This window comes from Streptomyces sp. 15-116A (genome assembly GCF_025290915.1).
Classification (GTDB): Bacteria; Actinomycetota; Actinomycetes; order Streptomycetales; family Streptomycetaceae; genus Streptomyces.
This window is the reverse complement of the sequence record NZ_JAOCQE010000107.1, coordinates 1-19,408: the sequence shown is the minus strand read 5'-3', so window position 1 is coordinate 19,408 and position 19,408 is coordinate 1. Positions and strand designations below refer to the sequence as shown.

Annotated in this window: 11 protein-coding genes, 1 tRNA gene and 1 rRNA gene; 12 read left to right on the top strand and 1 reads right to left on the bottom strand. The window is 70.0% G+C overall.

The annotated features are described in order from the left end of the window. The first annotated feature begins 7 nt into the window (after positions 1-7). The 3 genes from rrf (at position 8) to N4P33_RS18645 (ending at position 1,062) form a co-directional block, all read left to right on the top strand. Positions 8-124 (top strand): 5S ribosomal RNA (gene rrf / locus N4P33_RS18655). 115 nt (positions 125-239) lie between these two features. Beyond that, the gene (locus tag N4P33_RS18650; protein ID WP_260827761.1) at positions 240-902 is read left to right on the top strand and encodes a DegT/DnrJ/EryC1/StrS family aminotransferase; all 663 of its coding nucleotides are present in this window, start codon (positions 240-242) and stop codon (positions 900-902) included. An 87-nt stretch (positions 903-989) separates the two neighbouring features. Then, a tRNA-Thr gene (locus N4P33_RS18645) sits at positions 990-1,062 on the top strand. Positions 1,063-1,119: 57 nt separating this feature from the next. Here N4P33_RS18645 and N4P33_RS18640 read toward each other — a convergent pair. Next, a complete protein-coding gene (locus N4P33_RS18640; protein WP_260827760.1) occupies positions 1,120-3,873 on the bottom strand; it encodes a SpoIIE family protein phosphatase in 2,754 nt (917 codons plus the stop codon). A 395-nt stretch (positions 3,874-4,268) separates the two neighbouring features. Between N4P33_RS18640 and N4P33_RS18635 the strand changes: the two genes are divergently transcribed. The 9 genes from N4P33_RS18635 to N4P33_RS18595 all read left to right on the top strand — a co-directional run bounded on the left by N4P33_RS18635 (position 4,269) and on the right by N4P33_RS18595 (position 19,257). Further along, positions 4,269-9,767 carry a HAMP domain-containing protein gene (locus tag N4P33_RS18635; protein ID WP_260827759.1) on the top strand — a complete coding sequence of 1,833 codons (5,499 nt, stop codon included), beginning with the start codon at positions 4,269-4,271 and terminating at the stop codon, positions 9,765-9,767. Between the two features lie 359 nt (positions 9,768-10,126). Next, positions 10,127-10,804 carry a two-component system response regulator gene (locus tag N4P33_RS18630; protein ID WP_260827758.1) on the top strand — a complete coding sequence of 226 codons (678 nt, stop codon included), beginning with the start codon at positions 10,127-10,129 and terminating at the stop codon, positions 10,802-10,804. A 156-nt stretch (positions 10,805-10,960) separates the two neighbouring features. Continuing rightward, positions 10,961-13,699: a DNA translocase FtsK gene (locus N4P33_RS18625; protein ID WP_260827757.1), complete on the top strand. Its 2,739-nt coding sequence runs from the start codon at positions 10,961-10,963 to the stop codon at positions 13,697-13,699. 252 nt (positions 13,700-13,951) lie between these two features. Next, positions 13,952-14,785 (top strand): helix-turn-helix domain-containing protein, encoded by an 834-nt coding sequence (locus tag N4P33_RS18620; RefSeq protein WP_260827756.1) that lies wholly within the window; start codon positions 13,952-13,954, stop codon positions 14,783-14,785. A 94-nt stretch (positions 14,786-14,879) separates the two neighbouring features. Then, complete coding sequence (gene rimO / locus N4P33_RS18615; protein WP_260827755.1) at positions 14,880-16,379, top strand: 30S ribosomal protein S12 methylthiotransferase RimO; 1,500 nt, start codon at positions 14,880-14,882, stop codon at positions 16,377-16,379. Positions 16,380-16,804: 425 nt separating this feature from the next. Beyond that, positions 16,805-17,482 carry a CDP-diacylglycerol--glycerol-3-phosphate 3-phosphatidyltransferase gene (gene pgsA, locus N4P33_RS18610; protein WP_260827754.1) on the top strand — a complete coding sequence of 226 codons (678 nt, stop codon included), beginning with the start codon at positions 16,805-16,807 and terminating at the stop codon, positions 17,480-17,482. Beyond that, the gene (locus N4P33_RS18605) at positions 17,479-18,024 is read left to right on the top strand and encodes a CinA family protein (RefSeq protein WP_260827753.1); all 546 of its coding nucleotides are present in this window, start codon (positions 17,479-17,481) and stop codon (positions 18,022-18,024) included. The genes pgsA and N4P33_RS18605 overlap by 4 nt, the downstream gene beginning before the upstream one ends. A 109-nt stretch (positions 18,025-18,133) precedes the next feature. Further along, the gene (locus N4P33_RS18600; protein ID WP_003993396.1) at positions 18,134-18,514 is read left to right on the top strand and encodes a helix-turn-helix domain-containing protein; all 381 of its coding nucleotides are present in this window, start codon (positions 18,134-18,136) and stop codon (positions 18,512-18,514) included. Positions 18,515-18,786: 272 nt separating this feature from the next. Next, a complete protein-coding gene (locus N4P33_RS18595) occupies positions 18,787-19,257 on the top strand; it encodes a Dps family protein (protein ID WP_260827752.1) in 471 nt (156 codons plus the stop codon). Positions 19,258-19,408 lie beyond the last annotated feature (151 nt).

Here is a 19,408-nt window from a genome sequence, read left to right as displayed (position 1 = left end):
ATAGTGTTTCGGTGGTCATAGCGTAGGGGAAACGCCCGGTTACATTCCGAACCCGGAAGCTAAGCCTTACAGCGCCGATGGTACTGCAGGGGGGACCCTGTGGGAGAGTAGGACGCCGCCGAACAATACTTCGAAAGGGTTGGACCCGGAACTTCCGTTCCGGGTCCAACCCTTTTCTGTTCTGTGTCACTTGAAGTTCACGTTGCGCAACCACCATCCCTTACATGGGTACTGCTGCGCTGCTCAGGGCCGCCGGAGTCGGTGTCGGTGACGAGGTCGTCGTGCCGGCCTTCGGGAACGTGGAAGTGGCCGAGGCCGTGACGCTCGCGGGCGCGCTGCCCGTGTTCGCGGACATAGATCCGGTCACGTACTGCCTCCAGCCGGCGGCCGTGGAAGCGGCCGTAACTCCGCGGACGGCGGCGATAGTTGTCGTCCACCGCTTCGGACGGCCCGCTGACGTCAGGCCGTTGCTCGCCCTCGGGGAGCGGCGAGGGCTGCTGGTGCTGGAGCATCAGGAGTCCGAGGCGCCGTACGACGAGGTGGCGCAGCGCAGGGAGCGGGCCGCCTACCTCGACGCGAAGCTGCGGGGGGTGCGGACTCCTGACGGGGCGGTGGGGCACACCTACCAGCAGTACGTCGTGCGGGTGCCCGGGAACGGGCGGCCCGACCGGGACGCCTTTGCGCGGGCCATACGAGCCAAGGGAGTTGAGTGCCGGGTGCCGGTGAAGACGCCGGTGCACAGGCTGCCGGAATTCCGGCGGTGTGTGTCGCTGCCCGAGACCGAACGTGCCGCCGATGAGACCCTTGCGCTGCCGGTCGAGGCCTCACTCACCAAGCGGGACATGCACCGCATAGCGTCCGCGTGCAATGCGCTCGGCGGGCTGCTGCAGCCGGCCTTCTGACGCGGTTGGGAGCACGGGTCTGTTCGGGGTATGATCTATTCCGTTGCCGAGGGGGAAACCCGGAGGGAAACCTCAGCGCAGCAACAGGCCCCTATAGCTCAGTCGGCAGAGCGTCTCCATGGTAAGGAGAAGGTCAACGGTTCGATTCCGTTTGGGGGCTCAGACAAAAGGCCCCGCCCATCTGGGCGGGGCCTTTCGCATGTCCGGATCGGATTCCTCAGTCCTGGTGCGGCTCCGGGACGCGCATCGCCAGGATGGCCATGTCGTCGGACGGGGCGTCCGACGCGAAGCGTTCCACAGCACGCATGATGCGCGCCGCGACCGCGCCGGCCGTCAGACCCGTACAGGTCGTCAGGACGTCGGCGAGGCCGTCGTCGCCCAGCATGCGGCTGCCCTCGCGGCGTTCGGTGACGCCGTCCGTGACGCAGAGCAGGACGTCGCCCGGGTCGAGGGTGACCGTCTGCTCGTAGAGCTCCAGGTCCTCCAGGACGCCGAGGAGCGGCTGGGGTTCGGCCGCCGGTTCGACCGAGCCGTCCTGGCGGAGGCGCAGGGGGAGCGGGTGGCCGGCGCAGACGACCTTCAGTTCCGCGCTGCCGTCCTCCTGGGGGCGCATCTCGCCGTAGAGCAGCGTGAGGAAGCGGCTGCGGGCGCCCTCGTCGAGGATCGCGGAGTTCAGGCGCTCCAGGACCGCCGGGCCGGTGAGACCCTCGCGGGCCAGCAGGCGCAGGGCGTGCCGGGCGAGGCCGGTGACCGCCGCGGCGTTCGGGCCCGTACCGCAGACGTCGCCGATGGCGAAGCCGTAGGCGCCGTCGCTGATCGGGAAGAGGTCGTAGAAGTCGCCGCCGACCTCGTTGCCCTCGCCGGCCGCGCGGTAGATGACCTCGACCTCGACGCCGTCGATCTGCGGGAGCTCCGGGGGCAGGAGGCTGCGCTGGAGGGACTGGCTGATGGCGGTGCGCTCGGAGTACAGGCGGGCGTTGTCGAGGGCGAGGGCCGCGCGGCGGGAGAGGTCCTCGGCGAGTTCCAGGATCTCCTGGCGGAAGTGTTCGTCGGTGGGCTTGCCGAGGGTGAGCATGCCGATGACACGGTTGCGGGCGACCAAGGGAAGGACGACCGTCTCGCCGCCGACGGCGCCCGCGGTGGCGAGGGTGGGGCCGATGCCCGGGGTGACCTGGTTGCTGGGGCCGCCGCTCAGGCCCAGGCTGCGCATGGAGGTGCGCAGGGCCGCCTGGTGGGCCACCTCGCCGGGCGCCGACCAGACGCGGGCGCCGGGGGTGGGGACCGGGTCGGGCGGCGGGATCTTCGACAGCAGGGACTTGATGCCGTCGATGAGTTCCTCGTCCTCGTGCAGCACGTAGGAGAGGTACGGCTCGGAGGCCTGGTCGGCGATCGTGTAGACGGCGCACCAGGTGGCCAGGGTCGGGACCGTCATCTGGGCCATGAGGGCCAGGGTCTGGTCGCGGTCCAGGGTGCCGGCCAGCAGGTCGGACGCCTCGACGAGGAAGCTCAGCGAGCCTCGGCGCAGGCGTTCCAGTTCGCCGAGGCGGGCCGATTCGACGGCGAGCGCGATGCGGTCGGCCGCGAACTGCAGGCGCAGCGCCTCCTCGTTGGAGTAGCGGCCGGGTGCCTCCGCGGCGACGCCGAGGGAGCCGGTGAGGCGGCCCTCGACCTTCAGCGGGACAGTGACCACCGAGCGCATGCCGGTGCCGTTCAGCAAGGGTACGGCGCCGGGGACGGCGGTGAGGTCGTCGTGGACGGCCGGCATACGGGCGGAGCCGTAGCGGCCGGGGCCGGCCTCGACGGGGACGCGGGCGAAGCGCTGGCGGGCGGAGGGCAGGCCGGTGGAGGCACGGACCTCCAGTTCCGTCTCGTCGTCCGTGGCGAGCAGCAGGAAGGCGGAGTCGCCGTCGAGCATGTCGCGGGCGCGCTCCACGGTGCGCTGGAGCAGACCGTCGAGGTCGTCGGGAGCGGGGGAGCCGATGAACACCTCGAACGGGTCGGTGCTCTGCCCGTCGGAGGACCCGGAGGTGTCGGAGGCGGGTCCGCGCAGGGGAGTCTGCAGCACCGCCCGTTCGTGGTCCCGCACGAGGAGGCAGACCGTTGACGGCTCGCCGTCGGTGTCGCGGACGCGGAGGTGGGAGGCGTAGACGGGGGTGACGCGGCCGTTGGCGCCTCTGATGCCGTAGCTGCCCTCCCAGCGGGACAGCTGGAGGGCCTCGGCGATGCCGGTGCCGGTGCCCGGGGTGTGCGGCCAGGCCGCGAGATCGGTGAGAGGTTTGCCGGTGACCTGCTCGGCCTGGTAGCCGAAGAGCTCCTCCGCGTCCTCGTTCCAGGAGCTGATGGTGCCGGCCCGGTCGATCTGCACGACGGCGACCCGGACCCGGCTGTCGGCGAGGGGGAGGAGGTCGGCGGGCAGAGAGGGGCCTGCTGCGCGGGTGCCCACCGGGCGGTCGGGCAGGTCCAGCTGGAACCAGACGGTCTTGTGCGTCGGCGTGTACTCCACGCCCCAGCGGCCGGCCAGCGCGGCGCAGAGCTGGAGGCCGCGGCCGCCCTCGCGGTCGGGGCTGCCCATGCTGACCGCCGAGCCCTGCACGGGGATCTCGCGCTCGGGATATCGGTCCGCCACCTCGATGCGCACGCCGTCCTCGCTGCGCAGGCAGAGCAGGTCGGCGGAGGTGCCGGCGTGGACCACGGCGTTGGTCACCAGTTCGCTGGTGAGAACGACCGCGTCGTCCACGATGTCCCCGAAGCCCCACCCCTGGAGGGTGTCGCGGACGAAGGAGCGGGCGCTCGCGACCGATCGCCCGACGGGCTCGAAGCTGGCGGCCGCGCGCGCGGTGATCACAGAACTCCTCGACCGGTTCTCGACGGGCATGGCTCCGTGGCCGACCGGCTCGTGCCGCTGGTGCGGCAGGTCGCCCGTCGGCCGGGGGTCCGGGGGCTGCTCCCCAGGGATCAGTCCGGTGGTCATGTCTGCGGCCGCCCCTCCGTGCCCGCTCGTCTCCCGTGCCACCGCCCAGGCCGGACGGACCGGCGTGGCTGGACAGCCGGATGCAAGGTTACTTACCTTCGCGGTCCGAGCGGATGCCGGTCTGCTGTGTTTCCGTCCGGAGGGTGTGCGGACGATGTGCGAAGCTGCCGAACTGTTATGGCCTGGTTCGGCGGGGGTGAAACACTGGGCAGGCTTGTTGTGAAGGTTCGGGCAGGCCGGGTGTCATCCGCTTCGGGTGGGCAGCAGCCCACGGGTGGGCGCCCTGGTCGGTCCGCCGGGACTCGCAGTAGTACAGGTATACGCAGTAGTAACAGGTACGCCTCCGGTGGTACCTGAGCACAGCAGTAACGGTCGACCCCTGCGGGAGGGACACAGTGGAGTCTGGCGCAGCGACGCGTGGCACGAAGACGCGCGCGAAAGGCGGACAGTCCCTGAGCAGCGCGGGCAAGGGGAGGGGCGCCACCACGACGGTGGACACGGCGGCCCTGAACCGGCTGCTGACGGCGCTCGTGGCGATGCGGGACGGCAACTTCCGCAAGCGGCTCACGGTGTCCGGCGACGGCGTGATGTCGGAGATCGCGGCGGTCTTCAACGAGGTGGCCGACCGCAATCTGCATCTGACGGGCGAGCTGTCCCGGGTGCGGCGGATGGTCGGGCGTGAGGGGAAGCTGACCGAGCGGCTGGAGACGGGGGCCTGCGAGGGCTCCTGGGCGACCGCGATCGACAACTCCAACGCGCTGGTGGACGACCTGGTGTGGCCGGTGTCCGAGGTCAGCCGGGTGCTGTCCGCGGTGGCCGACGGTGATCTGTCGCCGCGGATGGAGCTGCGGACGCAGGCGCCGGACGGGACCGGGCACCCGCTGCGGGGCGAGTTCCTGAAGGTCGGCCGGACCGTCAACAACCTGGTCGACCAGCTGTCGACGTTCACCGACGAGGTCACGCGCGTGGCCAGCGAGGTCGGCACCGAGGGCAAGCTGGGCGGGCAGGCCCGGGTGCGCGGGATGTCGGGTTCCTGGAAGGACCTCACGGACTCCGTCAACACGATGGCGGAGCGGCTCACGGCTCAGGTGCGGGACATCGCCCTGGTGACGACCGCGGTCGCCAGCGGTGATCTGTCACGCAAGGTGACCGTGCATGTCGAAGGCGAGATGCTGGAGCTGAAGAACACCGTCAACACGATGGTGGACCAGCTCTCCGCGTTCTCCTCCGAGGTGACCCGCGTCGCGCGCGAGGTGGGCACCGAGGGCGCGCTGGGCGGTCAGGCACAGGTGCCGGGTGTGGCCGGCGTGTGGAAGGAACTCACCGACTCGGTGAACACCATGGCCGGCAACCTCACCGCCCAGGTGCGCGGGATCGCCGAGGTGACGACGGCGGTCGCCAACGGTGATCTGTCGCGCAAGGTGACGGTGCCGGCGCGCGGTGAGGTGGCGCAGCTCGCCGAGACGATCAACCAGATGACCGAGACGCTGCGGATCTTCGCGGACGAGGTCACGCGCGTGGCGAACGAGGTCGGCGCCGAGGGACGGCTCGGCGGTCAGGCGAACGTGCCGGGCGCGGCGGGGACGTGGAAGGACCTGACGGACTCCGTCAACACGGTCTTCCGGAACCTCACCACTCAGGTGCGGGACATCGCCGCGGTGACGACGGCCGTGGCCAACGGTGATCTGTCGCAGAAGGTCACCGTGGACGTGGCCGGCGAGATGCTGGAGCTGAAGAACACCGTCAACACGATGGTGGACCAGCTGTCCGCCTTCGGCGCCGAGGTCACGCGCGTGGCCCGCGAGATCGGCGTCGAGGGTGAGCTGGGCGGCCAGGCGCAGGTGCCGGGGGCCGCCGGTACGTGGAAGGACCTGACGGACTCCGTCAACACGGCGTTCCGCAACCTCACCGGACAGGTGCGGAACATCGCCCAGGTGACGACGGCGGTGGCCAACGGTGATCTGTCGCAGAAGGTCACCGTGGACGTGTCCGGCGAGATGCTCCAGCTGAAGAACACCGTGAACACGATGGTGGACCAGCTGTCGAGCTTCGCCGACCAGGTGACCCGGATGGCGCGGGACGTGGGCACCGAGGGGCGCCTCGGCGGCCAGGCGCGCGTGGACGGTGTGTCGGGCACGTGGAAGGAACTCACCGACTCCGTCAATTCGATGGCGGGCAATCTCACCTCCCAGGTGCGCAACATCGCGCAGGTGACGACGGCCGTCGCCCGGGGTGATCTCTCGCAGAAGATCGACGTCGACGCGCGCGGAGAGATCCTCGAGCTGAAGAACACCATCAACACGATGGTTGATCAGCTGTCGTCGTTCGCGGACCAGGTGACGCGGGTGGCCCGTGAGGTGGGCACCGAGGGGCGCCTCGGCGGTCAGGCGCAGGTGCCCGGCGTGGCCGGTGTGTGGCGGGACCTGACCGACTCGGTGAACGGCATGGCCGGCAACCTCACCGCGCAGGTCCGCAACATCGCCCAGGTGGCGACCGCGGTGGCCCGGGGTGACCTCTCCCAGAAGATCACCGTGGACGCGCGCGGGGAGATCCTGGAGCTGAAGAACACGCTGAACACGATGGTGGACCAGCTGTCGTCGTTCGCCCAGGAGGTCACGCGGGTGGCCCGTGAGGTGGGTACGGAGGGCATCCTCGGCGGTCAGGCCGAGGTGCAGGGTGTCTCCGGCACCTGGAAGGACCTCACGCAGTCCGTGAACGGCATGGCGAACAACCTGACCCTCCAGGTGCGCAACATCGCCGAGGTCACCACGGCCGTCGCCAAGGGCGACCTGTCGAAGAAGATCACCGTCGACGCCAAGGGCGAGATCCTCGAGCTGGTCACGACCGTCAACACGATGGTGGACCAGCTGTCCTCGTTCGCCGAGCAGGTCACGCGCGTGGCCCGCGAGGTGGGCACCGAGGGCATCCTGGGCGGCCAGGCGCATGTGCCCGGTGTGACGGGCATCTGGAAGGACCTCAGCGACAACGTCAACCTGATGGCCAAGAACCTGACCACTCAGGTGCGGAACATCTCCCAGGTCTCCGCCGCCGTCGCCAACGGCGACCTGACGCGGCAGGTCAGCATCGAGGCGCGCGGTGAGGTGGCGCAGCTCGCCGACACGATCAACACGATGGTGAAGACGCTGAGCGCGTTCGCCGAGCAGGTCACCAAGGTGGCCCGTGAGGTGGGCACGGACGGCATCCTGGGCGGTCAGGCGCACGTGCCGGGTGTGGCGGGCACGTGGAAGGACCTCACCGAGTCGGTGAACCAGATGGCGTCCAACCTGACCGGTCAGGTGCGCAACATCGCCATGGTGACCACCGCCATCGCCAAGGGTGACCTGACGAAGAAGATCGACATCGACGCGCGCGGTGAGATCCTGGAGCTGAAGACGACCATCAACACGATGGTCGACCAGCTGTCCTCCTTCGCGGAGGAGGTCACGCGCGTGGCCCGCGAGGTGGGCACCGAGGGGCAGCTGGGCGGTCAGGCACGCGTGCGTGACGTCGACGGCACCTGGCGGGATCTGACCGAGTCGGTGAACGAGATGGCCGGGAACCTGACCCGGCAGGTGCGTGCCATCGCGCGCGTGGCGACCGCGGTGACCCGCGGCGACCTGAACCTGAAGATCGACGTGGACGCGTCCGGGGAGATCCAGGAGCTCCAGGACTACATCAACAAGATGATCGCCAATCTGCGCGACACCACGATCGCCAACAAGGAGCAGGACTGGCTCAAGGGCAACCTCGCCCGGATCTCCGCGCTGATGCAGGGCCGCCGCGATCTGGAGGACGTGGCCTCCCTGATCATGAGCGAGCTGACGCCGGTGGTCTCCGCGCAGCACGGCGCGTTCTTCCTGGCGATGCCGCTGGTCGACGGCGAGGACCTGAGCGCCGCCGACGACGACCAGTTCGAGCTGCGGATGCTCGGCTCGTACGGCTACTCGATGGGCTCCATGCCGACGTCGTTCCGACCCGGCGAGGGGCTGATCGGGACGGCGGCGGCGGAGAAGCGCACGATCCTGGTGGAGAAGGCGCCCAGCGGCTATCTGAAGATCTCCTCGGGGCTCGGGGAGGCGCCGCCCGCCCAGGTGATCGTGCTGCCCGTGCTGTTCGAGGGGAAGGTGCTCGGCGTCATCGAGCTGGCCTCGTTCACGCCGTTCACGCACATCCAGAAGGACTTCCTCAACCAGATCGCCGAGATGATCGCGACCAGCGTCAACACCATCTCGGTCAACACCAAGACCGAGCGGCTGCTGGCGCAGTCCCAGGAGCTCACCGAGCAACTGCGTGAGCGCTCCGCCGAGTTGGAGCAGCGGCAGAAGGCGCTGCAGGCGTCCAACGCCGAACTGGAGGAGAAGGCCGAGCTGCTGGCCCGGCAGAACCGCGACATCGAGGTGAAGAACACCGAGATCGAGGAGGCCCGGCAGGTCCTGGAGGAGCGCGCCGAGCAGCTCGCGGTCTCCATGCGCTACAAGAGCGAGTTCCTCGCCAACATGTCGCACGAGCTGCGTACGCCGCTCAACTCGCTGCTGATTCTGGCCAAGTTGCTCGCCGACAACGCCGAGGGGAACCTCTCCCCGAAGCAGGTGGAGTTCGCCGAGACGATCCACGGCGCCGGTTCCGACCTGCTGCAGCTGATCAACGACATCCTCGACCTGTCCAAGGTCGAGGCGGGCAAGATGGACGTCTCCCCGACGCGTATCGCGCTCGTCCAGCTCGTCGACTACGTGGAGGCGACCTTCCGGCCGCTGACCGCCGAGAAGGGCCTGGACCTGTCGGTGCGGGTCTCGCCGGAGCTGCCCGCCACCCTGCACACCGACGAGCAGCGGCTGCTGCAGGTGCTGCGCAATCTGCTGTCCAACGCGGTGAAGTTCACCGACTCAGGATCGGTCGAGCTGGTCATCCGGCCCGCCCGGGACGACGTACCGCAGCAGATCCGCGAGCAGCTGCTGGAGGCCGGCTCGCTCACCGACCCGGACGCCGACCTGATCGCGTTCTCGGTGACCGACACCGGTATCGGCATCGCGGCCAGCAAGATGCGGGTGATCTTCGAGGCGTTCAAGCAGGCCGACGGCACCACCAGCCGCAAGTACGGCGGTACGGGGCTCGGGCTGTCCATCTCGCGGGAGATCGCGCAGCTGCTCGGCGGTGAGATCCACGCGCAGAGCGAGCCGGGCCGGGGCTCCACGTTCACGCTGTACCTGCCGCTGCACCCGAGCGAGCTGCCGCCGCACGGCTACCAGCAGCCCATGCCGGCGCTGGAGGCCGGTGACCTGGTCGCGTCGTCCGAGCGCACCGGCGAGCCGGCCGAGACGCAGATCGAGACGCCGGCCGAGGTGAAGTCGTACCGCGAGACGCAGAACGGCCCGGCGGCGCTGTTCCGGCGCCGGCGCAGGCCCGCGGCCGGGGCCGCGCAGCAGCGGCCGGAGCTGGAGCAGCGGTCCGCGCCGCAGCCGGAGCAGTGGCAGGGCGTGGAGCAGGAGGCGACGCTCCGGCCGCAGCGCGGCATCCGCTTCGGCGGGCAGAAGGTGCTGATCGTCGACGACGACATCCGCAACGTCTTCGCCCTCACCAGCGTCCTGGAGCAGCACGGGCTGTCCGTGCTCTACGCGGAGAACGGCCGGGAGGGCATCGAGGTCCTGGAGCAGCACGACGACGTGGCGGTGGTGCTGATGGACATCATGATGCCGGAGATGGACGGCTACGCGACGACCACGGCCATCCGACGGATGCCGCAGTTCGCGGGGCTGCCGATCATCGCGCTCACCGCGAAGGCGATGAAGGGCGACCGGGAGAAGGCGATCGAGTCGGGCGCCTCCGACTACGTGACCAAGCCCGTCGATCCCGATCACCTGCTGTCGGTGATGCAGCAGTGGATGCGCGGGGAGTGAGGCCGACGGCAGCGGCCGCGCGGGAAGTGACGCCGACGGCGGAGCCCCCCGAGCGGAGATCACGGAGACCGCGTGAATATGACGGGAAGCTTCGGTGAGCGCGCCGAGTTGCCGACGCGGTGCTGGTGAAGTCGTGTAGAAGTACGGGATTCGGGGAACCTTCTGGTCTCCCGCCGCGTTTCCGCTATGTGCACAGTGACATCGCGGTGACAGGGTGTGGCGACAGGCGGGGTGCAGCTACGATGACCGGCACAAGGACGGGCGGCGCAAGGGAGTCGTCCCCCGGGTGGGCACCCGCCGGTGCTTCCCCGGGTACTGCGGACAGGGGAGGCCCCAAGCCGGGGCGAGGAGGGCGGGCCATGGTGCAGAAGGCCAAGATCCTCCTGGTCGATGACCGGCCGGAGAATCTGCTGGCGCTGGAGGCGATCCTCTCTGCGCTCGATCAGACGCTGGTGCGGGCATCGTCCGGGGAAGAAGCACTCAAGGCACTGCTCACGGACGATTTCGCGGTCATCCTGCTGGACGTCCAGATGCCGGGCATGGACGGATTCGAGACCGCCGCGCACATCAAGCGGCGCGAGCGGACCCGGGACATCCCGATCATCTTCCTGACCGCGATCAACCACGGCCCCCACCACACCTTCCGAGGTTACGCGGCGGGCGCGGTCGACTACATCTCGAAGCCGTTCGACCCGTGGGTGCTGCGCGCCAAGGTCTCGGTGTTCGTCGAGCTGTACATGAAGAACTGCCAGCTGCGGGAGCAGGCCGCGCTGCTGCGGCTCCAGTTGGAGGGCGGCGAGAAGAACGAGGGCGAGGCGAAGGAGTCCGCGGGACTGCTCGCCGAGCTGTCGGCGCGCCTGGCGGCCGTCGAGGAGCAGGCCGAGGCGCTGACCAAGCAGCTCAACGACGAGTCGACCGACGCCGCCGCGGTGGCCACGGCGGCTCATCTCGAGCGCAAGCTCACGGGGTTGCGGCGCGCGCTGGACGCGCTCGAGCCCGGCGCGGGCAACGCGTCGTCGGTGCCGTCGCAGAACTGACGCCCGGCACAGGGGCGTTGCCCGGCCTCCCGGCGCACAACGCGCGGGAGGCCGCTTCATGCGGCGTCAACTTCACGCCCCCGCAAGAAACGACACGAACGGGTGAAGCATCGGGCACGCGTGTCCCCTGCCGTCTCCACCGGTAACCTCACACCTATGGCCTCACGTCCCTCCGCAGCCAAGAAGCCGCCGGCGAAGAAGGCGGCCGCTTCCGCGAAGGCTCCGGCGAAGAAGGCCGCCGCCAAGAAAGCCCCCGCGAAGAAGGCTCCCGCCAAGCGGGCCCCGGCGAAGAAGGCCGCGCCCAAGCCGGCACCGAACCCGACCGGGGGCGTGTACCGGCTCGTGCGCGCCCTCTGGCTGGGCCTGGCGCACGCCGTCGGCGCCGTCTTCCGCGGCATAGGGCAGGGTGCCAAGAACCTCGACCCCGCACATCGCAAGGACGGCCTCGCGCTGCTGCTGCTCGCCATCGCCCTGATCGTCGCCGCCGGCACCTGGGCCGACCTCAAGGGCCCGGTCGGCGACCTCGTCGAGATCCTCGTCACCGGCGCGTTCGGCCGGCTCGACCTGCTGGTGCCGATCCTGGTGGCCGTCATCGCCGTGCGGTTCATCCGGCACCCGGAGCAGCCCGAGGCCAACGGCCGCATCGTCATCGGCCTGTCCGCGCTCGTCATCGGCGTGCTCGGCCAGGTCCACCTCGCCTGCGGCTCGCCCGCCCGCAGCGAGGGCATGCACGCCATAAGGGACGCCGGCGGCCTCATCGGCTGGGCCGCGGCCACCCCGCTGTCGTACACCATGACCGACGTCCTCGCCGTGCCGCTGCTGGTGCTGCTCACGATCTTCGGTCTGCTGGTGGTCACGGCCACCCCCGTCAACGCCATCCCGCAGCGGCTGCGGCTGCTCGGCGTGAAGCTCGGGCTCGTCCACGACGGCATCGAGCCCGAGGAGTTCGGCGAGGACGACGAGCGCTACGACGAGCAGTGGCGCGAGGCCTTGCCCGCGAGCCGTCGCAAGCGCGGCCGCGCGGCGCCCCAGGACTACGACCCCGACACGGCCGAGGAGGAGGCGCTGTCCCGGCGCCGCGGCCGGACACGCAGATCCGCGGTGCCGCAGCCCGACATGGACCGGCCCATGGACGCCGTGGACGTGGCCGCCGCCGCTGCCGCCGCCCTCGACGGCGCCGTCCTGCACGGAATGCCGCCCTCCCCGGTCGTCGCCGACCTCACCCAGGGCGTCCGTGCAGGCGACCGCGAGCCCACGACACCGACGCCGGTCCCGGCCGCCCGCCCCCAGCAGGACAAGCCCACCCCGGGCAAGCCGAAGCAGCAGAAACTCGACACCGGCGTCCCCGACCTCACCAAGACCCCGCCCGCCGAACCCCGCGACCTGCCCGCGCGCGCGGAGCAGCTCCAGCTGTCCGGCGACATCACCTACGCGCTGCCGTCCCTCGACCTGCTCACGCGCGGCGGCCCCGGCAAGGCGCGCAGCGCGGCCAACGACGCCATCGTCGAGTCGCTCACCACCGTCTTCACCGAGTTCAAGGTCGACGCCCGCGTCACCGGCTTCACCCGCGGGCCGACGGTCACGCGCTACGAGGTGGAGCTCGGCCCGGCCGTGAAGGTCGAGCGGATCACCGCGCTCACCAAGAACATCGCGTACGCCGTCGCCAGCCCCGACGTGCGGATCATCAGCCCGATCCCCGGCAAGTCCGCGGTCGGCATCGAGATCCCCAACACCGACCGGGAGATGGTCAACCTCGGCGACGTGCTGCGGCTCGCCGAGTCCGCCGAGGACGACGACCCGATGCTGGTCGCCTTCGGCAAGGACGTCGAGGGCGGCTACGTGATGCACTCGCTGGCGAAGATGCCGCACATGCTGGTCGCCGGCGCCACCGGCTCCGGCAAGTCGTCCTGCATCAACTGCCTGATCACCTCGATCATGATGCGGGCGACCCCGGAGGACGTCCGGATGATCCTGGTCGACCCCAAGCGCGTCGAGCTCACCGCGTACGAGGGCATCCCGCACCTGATCACGCCGATCATCACCAACCCCAAGCGGGCCGCCGAGGCGCTGCAGTGGGTCGTGCGCGAGATGGACCTGCGCTACGACGACCTCGCCGCCTACGGCTACCGGCACATCGACGACTTCAACCGCGCGGTGCGCGAGGGCAAGGTGAAACCGCCCGAGGGCAGCGAGCGCGAACTCCAGCCGTACCCCTATCTGCTGGTCATCGTCGACGAGTTGGCCGACCTGATGATGGTCGCCCCCCGCGACGTCGAGGACGCCATCGTGCGCATCACCCAGCTCGCGCGCGCCGCCGGCATCCATCTGGTGCTCGCCACCCAGCGGCCGTCGGTGGATGTCGTCACCGGTCTGATCAAGGCGAACGTGCCCAGTCGGCTGGCCTTCGCCACCTCCTCGCTCGCCGACTCCCGGGTCATCCTCGACCAGCCGGGCGCCGAGAAACTCATCGGCAAGGGCGACGGGCTGTTCCTGCCGATGGGCGCGAACAAACCGACCCGTATGCAGGGCGCGTTCGTGACCGAGGAGGAGGTCGCGCTCGTCGTCCAGCACTGCAAGGACCAGATGGCACCCGTCTTCCGGGACGACGTGGTCGTCGGGACCAAGCAGAAGAAGGAGATCGACGAGGACATCGGCGACGACCTCGACCTGCTGTGCCAGGCGGCCGAGCTGGTCGTCTCCACCCAGTTCGGGTCGACGTCGATGCTCCAGCGCAAGCTGCGCGTCGGCTTCGCCAAGGCCGGCCGGCTGATGGACCTCATGGAGTCCCGGAACATCGTCGGACCGAGCGAGGGTTCGAAGGCTCGTGACGTTCTTGTGAAGCCTGATGAGCTGGATGGCGTGCTCGCCGTGATCCGCGGGGAGTCTGAAGGGTAAGCAGTCGGGGCACGGTCGTCGCCCGGTGAGAGCCAGGTGGACGATCGTGACTCACCCGTAAGGGATCATTGAGCAACCGTTTCCCTGCGACGTACGTCAAGTTGAGGGAAGCGACAAACAGCAGGCCCACCATCGGGATGTCGGGCCATTCCGATGGCGTACAAAGTCCGACCGCCCGGTTGCCCCACCCTTTTGTACCCCCCCTAGACTGAACCTCCAGCACAGGTGGCTACACGCTCGAAAGGCGCCCCCGTGTCCATCGGCAACTCCCCTGAAGACGAGCGTCCGTTCGAAGACGCGTCCGAGGAAGCCCGCCCCTCCGTCGGCCGTGCGCTGCAGCAGGCGCGCATTGCCGCCGGGCTCACCGTCGACGACGTCAGTACCGCCACCCGGGTCCGTATCGCCATCGTGCACGCCATCGAGGCGGACGACTTCGCCCCCTGCGGCGGCGACGTCTACGCCCGCGGGCACATCCGGACCCTGGCCAAGGCCGTCCACCTCGACCCCGAACCGCTGATCGCCCAGTACGACGCCGACCACGGCGGCCGTCCCGCGCCCACCCCGGCCGCACCGCTGTTCGAGGCGGAGCGTATCCGTCCCGAGCGGCGCGGGCCGAACTGGACCGCGGCCATGGTCGCCGCGATCGTCGTCGTGATCGGCTTCGTCGGCTTCACCATGGTGAAGGGCGGCGACGACAACGGCGGCGCGGACAACATCGCCGACGGCGCCGTGACCGAGATGTCCGCCTCGCCCACCCCGAAGTCCAAGAAGCCCGCCGACCCCAAGCCCGAGCCGTCGGACAGCGCCATCGCCGCCGCACCGCAGGACAAAGTGACCGTCAAGGTCACCGCCGCCGACGGACGCAGCTGGATCTCCGCCAAGGACCACAACGGCCGGCAGCTCTTCGACGGACTGCTCAAGGAGGGCGACTCCAAGACCTTCCAGGACAGTTCTAAGATCAACCTGATCCTCGGTGACGCCGGCGTGATCGACCTGTACGTGAACGGCAAGAAGATCGAGGACGACTGGCAGCCCGGCGCCGTCGAGCGCCTGACCTACACCAAGGGCGACCCGCAGGCCGGATAACCGGGACGAGGGGCGCGCTTTCACGACGGGGTTGGCCGAGTTCGGTCAACCCCGTCGACGTGGGGTGTCAGCGGGACGAAGTAGTCTTGAGCCCATGCCTGAACGCCGTACCGTCGCACTCGTCACCCTTGGCTGCGCCCGTAACGAGGTGGACTCGGAGGAGCTCGCAGGCCGTTTGGAGGCGGACGGCTGGCAGCTCGTGGAGGACGCCGCGGACGCGGACGTCGCCGTCGTCAACACCTGTGGATTCGTCGAGGCCGCCAAGAAGGACTCCGTAGACGCCCTCCTGGAGGCCAACGATCTCAAGGAGCATGGAAGAACGCAGGCCGTGGTGGCGGTGGGCTGCATGGCCGAGCGATACGGCAAGGAACTCGCCGAGGCCCTCCCGGAGGCCGACGGAGTCCTCGGCTTCGACGACTACACCGACATCTCCGACCGCCTCCAGACCATCCTGAGCGGCGGCATCCACGCCGCGCACACCCCGCGCGACCGGCGCAAGCTGCTGCCGATCAGCCCGGCCGAACGGCAGGAGGCCGGCGCTTCGGTCGCGCTGCCCGGGCACGGTCCGGCGGAGGCGCCCGAGGAGGGCCCCGGCGACCTTCCGGAGGGCGTCGCGCCCGCCTCCGGCCCCCGCGCGCCCCTGCGGCGCCGGCTGGACGGCTCCCCGGTCGCCTCGGTGAAGCTCGCCTCCGGCTGCGACCGGCGCTGCACGTTCTGCGCCATCCCCTCCTTCCGTGGCTCCTTCATCTCCCGCCGCCCCAGCGACGTGCTCAACGAGACGCGCTGGCTCGCCGAGCAGGGCGTGAAGGAGATCATGCTGGTCTCCGAGAACAACACGTCCTACGGCAAGGACCTCGGCGACATCCGCCTGCTGGAGTCCCTGCTGCCCGAGCTGGCCGGGGTCGACGGCATCGAGCGGGTGCGGGTCAGCTACCTGCAGCCGGCCGAGATGCGGCCCGGTCTGATCGACGTGCTGACCTCCACGCCGAAGGTCGCCCCCTACTTCGACCTCTCCTTCCAGCACTCGGCGCCCGATGTGCTGCGCGCCATGCGCCGCTTCGGCGACACCGACCGGTTCCTGGAGCTGCTCGACACCATCCGGAGCAAGGCGCCCCAGGCCGGTGTGCGCTCCAACTTCATCGTCGGCTTCCCCGGCGAGTCCGAGGGCGACCTCGCCGAGCTGGAGCGGTTCCTGAACCACGCCCGGCTGGACGCCATCGGCGTCTTCGGCTACTCCGACGAGGAGGGCACCGAGGCGGCCACCTACGGCAACAAGCTGCCGGAGGACCTGGTCGCGGAGCGGCTGGCCCGCGTCTCGCGGCTGGCCGAGGAACTGGTCTCGCAGCGCGCCGAGGAGCGGGTCGGCGAGACCGTGCAGGTGCTGGTGGAGTCCGTGGACGAGGAGGAGGGCGTGTACGGCCGCGCCGCCCACCAGGCCCCTGAGACCGACGGCCAGGTGCTGCTGACGAGCGGCGAGGGGCTGAGCGTCGGCCGTTTCGTCGAGGCGAAGGTGATCGGCACGGAAGGTGTCGACCTGGTGGCCGAGCCGCTGTTCGAGGGTTCGCTCGCGTGTAGTGAGGAGGCGGGCAGATGACGGGGATCCCGGCATCCGCGGCAGGAGGCCCCTCCGGCGCGCTCGGGGCGGCGGCGAGTACGGCGCCCGGGGGCGGTCTCGGGGGCAGTTCCGGGGTTGGTGGCCGGGTTCCGGGAGCCGGCGTCGGGCTGGGCTCGGCGTCTGGCGGTGGTCGCGTCTCGGGGGCGAGCGGCGGTCCTGGGGAGGGGGCCGGTCGCGTTTCCGGGGCGGGGGCCGGTGGTCAGGTGTCCGACTCGGGTGACGGTCCGGTGTCCGGGTCCGTGGGCGGTCGTGCGGGGCGTGAGGGCGATGTCGTAGGTGGTGTCGCCGGTGAGGCTGCTGGGGTGTCCGGTGCTTCCGGGGGTGGCGGCGCCGGTGGCAGTGGCGCTGGCCTCGGGCTTTCTGATGGCCGTGGGCTTGCGGGCGCCGAGGCCGCGTCCGAGGGCGTGCGGGGGAGCGTGTCCGACGGGGCGGCCGGTGCCGAGGGCGGCGGGAAGCCGGTGCGGGGCGGGAAGATCGCCGCTGCGGCAGTCAACCAGGCCAGCGTCTGGAACATCGCCAACCTGCTGACCATGCTCCGGCTGCTCCTCGTACCGGCCTTCGTCATGCTGATGCTCGCCGACGGCGGCTACGACCCGGCCTGGCGCTCGCTGGCCTGGGCGGCGTTCGCCATCGCCATGATCACCGACCTGTTCGACGGTCATCTGGCGCGCACCTACAACCTCGTCACCGACTTCGGGAAGATCGCCGACCCGATCGCCGACAAGGCGATCATGGGAGCGGCGCTGATCTGTCTCTCCGCTCTGGGCGATCTCCCGTGGTGGGTCACCGGCGTGATCCTCGGCCGGGAACTCGGCATCACCCTGCTGCGTTTTCTGGTCATTCGCTACGGCGTGATCCCGGCCAGCCGCGGGGGCAAGCTCAAGACGCTCACCCAGGGCGTCGCCGTCGGCATGTACGTACTGGCGCTCACGGGGTGGCTGGCCACGCTGCGGTGGTGGGTGATGGCCGCGGCGGTCGTGCTGACCGTCGTGACCGGACTCGACTATGTGAGACAGGCCATTGTGCTGCGCCGGCAGGGAATCGCCGAGCGCAAGGCAGCGTTGGAGGAGACGGAAGAGTGAGTTCCACGGCCACCGAGGTGGTGCGACTACTCACCGTGCACGGCGCGACGCTGGCCGTCGCCGAGTCGCTGACCGGTGGCCTGGTGGCGGCGGAGATCACCTCGGTCCCGGGGGCGTCGAAGGTCTTCCGGGGGTCGGTGACCGCCTACGCCACCGACCTGAAGCAGGAGGTGCTCGGCGTCGACGCCGGGCTGCTGGAGCGCAACGGGGCGGTGGATCCCCAGGTCGCGGCAGAGATGGCCGCGGGTGTGCGCAAGGTCCTGGGCGCCGACTGGGGCATCGCGACCACCGGTGTCGCCGGTCCGGAACCCCAGGACGGGCAGGCCGTGGGGACGGTTTTCGTCGCCGTGGACGGGCCCTTCGCGGAAGGTTCCGGTTCCGCCCGCGGCGGAAAAGTGAGGCACCTGCGGTTGAACGGCGACCGCGCGGAAATTCGTATGGAGAGTGTACGGAGCGTACTCGCACTGCTCCTTGAGGAGCTTGCGGGCGAACAGACCGGGAATGAGCGGGCACAGGATACGGAACGGAACGGGGGGTTTTGATGTTTGCAGCCCTGAGTGAACACGACATCGCTCCCCGCACGGCCGCGGCGCGAGGCGGTACGGTGGGGCGAGAAGGATGCGGCTATGCGGTCCGAGGAGGGAGCCACCGATGATTCTGCTCCGTCGCCTGCTGGGTGACGTGCTGCGTCGGCAGCGCCAGCGCCAGGGCCGTACTCTGCGCGAAGTCTCCTCGTCCGCCCGAGTCTCACTCGGCTATCTCTCCGAGGTGGAGCGGGGGCAGAAGGAGGCTTCCTCCGAACTGCTCTCCGCCATCTGCGACGCGCTGGACGTACGGATGTCCGAGCTCATGCGGGAAGTGAGCGACGAACTCGCTCTCGCCGAGCTGGCCCAGTCTGCTGCAGCGACCCCCAGCGAGCCCGTGCCCACGCCGGTTCGCCCGATGCTGGGTTCCGTCTCGGTGACCGGCGTGCCACCGGAACGGGTGACCATCAAGGCGCCTGCCGAAGCGGTGGACGTGGTCGCCGCCTGAGTGGCGGCATGAAGGTGTGACAGGCCCCGGAGGGGCCCTTCCGGCAGGACCGGGAGGGTACCGCCGGGGTTTTCGCCTGTTCGGGGGCCTTCGGTCGCGGCTGCGGCCGACTGTGGTGGGCTGCAGGGCTTGCGGTGTCTTGAGGCGTCTTGCCGGGTTTGCGGTGGTTTGCAGGGTCTTGTGTGTGGTGCGGTGGCTTGTGTGCGTTTGCCGGTGTGGTGCGGGGCGGTCATCGTTGAGGGACGAGGTGGGGGTGAGCCACGGAGGTGCGGATGTACGTCGTGAAGAGCCCGTTGTCCGATGCGAATCTCAAGACCGTCTCCGAGTCGTTGCAGGGTGCCCTGGTCGACCTGGTCGATCTAGCGCTCGTGGCGAAACAGATCCACTGGAACGTGGTCGGACAGCGCTTCCGTTCGGTCCATCTGCAGCTCGACGAGGTGGTGACCCTCGCGCGCCAGCACTCGGACACCGTGGCCGAGCGTGCCGCGGCACTGGGCGTCTCTCCCGACGGGCGTGCGGCGACCGTGGCCGTGGGCAGCGGCATCGGGGTCACGCCCGAGGGCTGGGTCGACGACACCGCGGCCGTGGGCACGATGGTGGAGGCGCTGGGCGCGGTGATCGCCCGGATGCGGGAACGGGTCGCGGCGACCGAGGAACCGGATCCGGTGAGCCAGGACATCCTCATCGGGATCACGGCGGATCTCGAGAAGCAGCACTGGATGTTCCAGGCCGAGAACGGGTGACGTGGCGGGGTGCATAGCGCGCTGGGGCGCCGTACTGGCGCTCGGGGCCCTGTGGTGGTGGGCGGTGGCACGACTGGTGCTGGCGCCCGGCGCCGGTGTGCTGGAAGGGGCGGTCGCGGCCGGGGGGTGGGGGTTGAGCGTGCTGCCGGTG

What these genes read in the sequence shown, in the direction of transcription:
- N4P33_RS18600 (WP_003993396.1), top strand. Translation starts at nt 18,134, where the DNA reads ATGATTCTGCTCCGTCGCCTGCTGGGTGACGTGCTGCGTCGGCAGCGC.
- N4P33_RS18640 (WP_260827760.1), bottom strand. Translation starts at nt 3,873, where the DNA reads ATGACCACCGGACTGATCCCTGGGGAGCAGCCCCCGGACCCCCGGCCG.
- N4P33_RS18625 (WP_260827757.1), top strand. Translation starts at nt 10,961, where the DNA reads ATGGCCTCACGTCCCTCCGCAGCCAAGAAGCCGCCGGCGAAGAAGGCG.
- N4P33_RS18595 (WP_260827752.1), top strand. Translation starts at nt 18,787, where the DNA reads ATGTACGTCGTGAAGAGCCCGTTGTCCGATGCGAATCTCAAGACCGTC.
- rimO (WP_260827755.1), top strand. Translation starts at nt 14,880, where the DNA reads ATGCCTGAACGCCGTACCGTCGCACTCGTCACCCTTGGCTGCGCCCGT.
- N4P33_RS18630 (WP_260827758.1), top strand. Translation starts at nt 10,127, where the DNA reads ATGGTGCAGAAGGCCAAGATCCTCCTGGTCGATGACCGGCCGGAGAAT.